At 74.1% G+C, this 3,017-nt stretch carries 4 protein-coding genes; all 4 read right to left on the bottom strand.

The window, feature by feature from the left end:
- Positions 1–514, bottom strand: a 514-nt coding sequence (locus ACWEVO_RS33865; RefSeq protein ID WP_452311494.1) for a gluconokinase, incomplete at its 3' end; no start/stop codon positions are given.
- Entirely contained in the window at positions 504–1,733 is a 1,230-nt protein-coding gene (gene manD / locus ACWEVO_RS33860; RefSeq protein WP_452311493.1) for a D-mannonate dehydratase ManD, read from the bottom strand. The genes ACWEVO_RS33865 and manD, both read right to left, overlap by 11 nt.
- A 24-nt stretch (positions 1,734–1,757) precedes the next feature.
- Positions 1,758–2,711: a sugar kinase gene (locus tag ACWEVO_RS33855; RefSeq protein ID WP_452311492.1), complete on the bottom strand. Its 954-nt coding sequence runs from the start codon at positions 2,709–2,711 to the stop codon at positions 1,758–1,760.
- Positions 2,708–3,017: bifunctional 4-hydroxy-2-oxoglutarate aldolase/2-dehydro-3-deoxy-phosphogluconate aldolase (locus ACWEVO_RS33850; RefSeq protein WP_452311491.1), on the bottom strand; the 310-nt coding region annotated here is incomplete at its 5' end. The genes ACWEVO_RS33850 and ACWEVO_RS33855, both read right to left, overlap by 4 nt.

The raw sequence follows: 3,017 nt of genomic DNA, 5'->3' as shown, positions 1-3,017 counted from the left end.
GGCCGAGCCGGCGGATCGCCGCCGCGACGAGGTCGTCGGGCGGGGCCGCCACCTCGAGCACGACGCCGGCCTCGTCCGGCTCGAGGGGTTCCAGGATGGCGCGCTGGGAGTCGAGCAGGCTGGCCGGCATGTAGTGCCCGACCCGCCGGTCCAGACGCTCCCGGATCAGCTCGGCCGTCCCGTCCAGGTGCAGAAACTCCACCTCGGCGGGGCCCTGCCGCAGGACGTCCCGGTAGGAGCGCTTCAACGCCGAGCAGGTGACGATGGTGGAGACCCCCTCGGCGTGCCGGTCGGCCATCCAGGCGGCCAGGGTGCGCAGCCACGGCCAGCGCTGCGCGTCCTCCAGCGGAATGCCGGCGCGCATCTGGGCCACGTTGGCCGCGGAGTGGAACTCGTCCGCCTCGGCGAAGCGCAGCCCGGTCACCTCGGCGATGCCCCGCGCCACGGTCGTCTTGCCCGCCCCGGACACGCCCATCACCACGATGTGCCGGGTGGGCGGCCGCTCACCAGTCATGGACCGTGCCGTCCTTGAGGCGGTTGAACGGCAGGTACGCCGGCTGGTACGGGAACCGGGCGGCGGCCTCCTCGTCCAGCTCCACGCCCAGGCCGGGCTGCTCCCCCGGGTGCAGGTAGCCGTCGGCGAAGCTGAACGACTGCCGGAACACCTCGTTGGTCAGCGCGCCGTGCTGCATGTACTCCTGGATGCCGAAGTTGTGGATGGCCAGGTCCAGGTGGAGCGCGGCGGCCATGCCGACCGGCGAGATGTCGGTCGGGCCGTGGATGCCGGACTTGATCTGGTACTGGGCGGCGTAGTCGAGCAGCTTGCGCATGGCGGTGATGCCGCCGGTGTGGGTGACCGCGGACCGGACGTAGTCGATCAGCTGCTCGCGGATGAGCGTCTGGTAGTCCCAGACGGTGTTGAAGACCTCGCCGATGGCCAGCGGCGTGGTGGTGTGCTGGCGCACCAGGCGCAGCGCCTCCTGGTTCTCCGCCGGGGTGCAGTCCTCCAGCCAGAACAGGTCGTACGGTTCCAGCGCCTTGCCGAGCTTGGCCGCCTGGATGGGGGTCATCCGGTGGTGGCCGTCGTGCAGCAGCGGCAGCTCGGGGCCGAACTCGTTGCGGACCGCCTCGAAGACCCCGGGCAGGTGGCGCAGGTAGGCGCGGGTGTCCCAGTCCTCCTCGGCGGGCAGCGGGGTGCGCTGGGCGGGCTCGTAGTCGTAGCGCTTGCCGTCGACGCTGGGCTGGGTGGCGACGCCGTAGACGGCGTTGATGCCGGGCACCGAGGTCTGCACCCGGATGGAGCGGAAGCCCATCTCCAGGTGCCGGCGGATCGAGTCGAACAGCTCCGGCAGGTCCCGCCCGGAGGCGTGCCCGTACGCCATGATCCCGGTCCGGGAGGCGCCGCCGAGCAGCTGGTAGAGCGGCATCCCGGCGGCCTTGGCCTTGATGTCCCAGAGCGCCACGTCGACGGCCGCGATGGCGGCCATGGTGACCGGCCCGCGCCGCCAGTACGCCGACCGGTAGAGGAACTGCCAGGTGTCTTCGATGCGGTGCGGGTCGCGCCCGATCAGCAGGGGGACGACGTGGTCGGCCAGGTAGGACGCGACGGAGAGCTCGCGCCCGTTGAGGGTGCCGTCGCCCAGGCCGGTGATCCCCTCGTCCGTGGTGATCTTGAGAGTGACGAAGTTGCGGTCGGGACTGGAGACGATCACGTCCGCTGCGACGATCTTCACGCGCTTGCCTTTCTCGGGGTGGGATCAGCGAAGGGTGCTGCCGGGTTGCCGCCCGTCCAGCAGGGACAGTTCGTCCCGGCGCGGCAGGGCCTCCCAGTCGCCGTGGCCGGCGACGGCGAAGGCGCCCAGGGTGACCGCGCGGCGCAGCCGCCCCGCCAGGTCGAGGCCGTCCAGGTGCCCGGAGAGGTAGCCGGCGGTGAAGGCGTCCCCCGCGCCGACGGTGTCGACGGCGGTCACGGGCAGCGCCGCCGCCTCGACGCACCCCTGCCGGGTGTACGCGCGGGCGCCGTCGCCGCCGAGCTTCACCAGCACGGTCGACACGCCCCGGTCCAGCAGCCCGGCCACCACGGTCGGCTCGTTGGCGCCGTGGTCGCCGACCAGGTCCAGCTCGTCGTGGGAGGCGACCACGACCGAGGCATGGCCGGCGAGCGGGGTGAGCACCGCGCGGGCGGCGTCCCGGCTCCACAGCTTGGTCCGGTGGTTGACGTCGAGGCAGACCAGCGCGCCGGACCGGGCGGCGGCGCCGGCCGCCCACTCGGTGGCCGTCCGGGCGCTGTCGGACAGCGCCGGGGTGATCCCGGTCAGGTGCAGCACCCGGGTGCCGGCCGCCAGGGCGGGCCGCAGGTCGTCGACGGTCAGCGCCGAACCGGCCGAACCGGCCCGCTGGTAGATCACCCGGGTCAGGTCGGCGGTCCGCCGTTCCAGGAACATCAGCCCGGCCGGGCGGTCCGGGTCGCGCACGACGTGCCCGACGTCCACTCCTTCGGCGCGCAGCTGCCGGAGCAGGAACAGACCGAGCTCGTCGGCGCTGACCCGGCCGGCGAAGGCCGTGCGGTGGCCGAGCCGGGCCACGCCGATGGCCACGTTGGACTCGGCGCCGGCCAGGTGCGGGGTGAGCGGGCCGCCGGCGGTGATCGGCCCGGCCGAGCGCAGCGAGACCAGCGCCTCGCCGACGGTCAGCAGGTCCACGCCGCTCATGCGAGGGCGGCGAGGTAGGCGCGGGCCCGCTCGCGCAGGGCGTCGAGGTCCCCGCCGGAGGCGGCGTCGCCGACCAGCGGGCCGCCGACGCCGACGGCGATCGCCCCGGCGGCGAGGTAGCCGGGCAAGTCGGCCAGGCCGACCCCGCCGACCGCGACGAACGGGATGTCCGGGAACGGGTCGCGCAGCGCCTTCAGGTACGCCGGCCCGCCCAGCGACGCCGGGAACAGCTTCACCACGGCGGCGCCGGCCTGGACGGCGAGGTACGCCTCGGTCGGGGTGAGCGCCCCGGCGGCCACCGGCAGC

The organism is Micromonospora sp. NPDC003776 (genome assembly GCF_053605645.1).
This window is presented reverse-complemented; position numbering and strand designations above follow the sequence as displayed.